The sequence below is a fragment of the Gilliamella sp. Choc5-1 genome (assembly GCF_001690595.1).
GTDB lineage: Bacteria > Pseudomonadota > Gammaproteobacteria > Enterobacterales > Orbaceae > Gilliamella > Gilliamella apicola_M.
This window is the reverse complement of record NZ_LZHH01000014.1, coordinates 1-943: the sequence shown is the minus strand read 5'-3', so window position 1 is coordinate 943 and position 943 is coordinate 1. Positions and strand designations below refer to the sequence as shown.

Below are 943 nucleotides of genomic sequence, written 5' to 3'. Positions count from 1 at the left end.
TGATATTTTGAGCCGTTGCGGCCAATAAACACTGCATTTGAACCTGTGCTCTTCCCCTAAATCTTGCATAGCGATGTCCGTGGTGTTGTTTAGCATCAGCAAAACTGCGCTCTACGGTCTCTTTTCTCCGAGCATAGACTTTTTTACCCCACTGACTTAAACGAATCTCATTGGCTTTCTCTTTATCTGCTTCCCAGATATGGCGTGTGATGACTTTCTACTTATTTTTACTCTGTGTACACTGTGACAATAACGGACAGTGATAATGACAATAACCTTCTCTGCTGGTAGTTTTATATATTAATGATTGCCCGTTTGGGCAAGTATAAGTATCGGTTTGACTATTATAGATAAACTGCTTTTTTCTGATAGGATTCGCACCATGACTGGGACGACGATAGCCCAACACCGGATATATCTGCTCTGTCAGCAGTAAATGGCAAATGGGCGCCGTAAAATAACCTGCATCAAGACCCACACCAACCGGATTAAAGCCAAACCGCTCTAACTGGCGTTTTAATCGAGCCATATAAGGCTAAGAATCATGGACATTTCACGCTGTAACATAGGTATCGGTAATTAAATTATGTTTGCCATCAACCGTTCGATGCTCTAAGTAGAAGAACCCTTTAGGCTTACCTTCCCGATGCATAAAGCCACTATCCGGATCGGTTGTACTGACTTTGACATCCTTATATTTCTCTACCGTCGATGGCTTTAAGGCTTTTTTCCGTTTAATTCTCTTTCTTCGTTGATGGCTTGATTAAGCGCATCAATATATTGACTGTGCTCAACAATACGCTGCTCATTACGTGACTTGCCTTTATTGGCATTTGCTTTTAGGTGAGTACTGTCCGTATATAAAACCCGACCACTTATCAACCCTTTGGCAATGGCCTGCTCAACAATATTATCAAAAATCTGTTGATAGATTTCACTGTCA

General features: G+C 41.4%; 1 pseudogene. It reads right to left on the bottom strand.

Going from position 1 to position 943, the window contains the following annotated elements:
• Nucleotides 1-943: pseudogene (locus tag A9G35_RS13795) on the bottom strand (IS1182 family transposase); the annotation flags it as partial.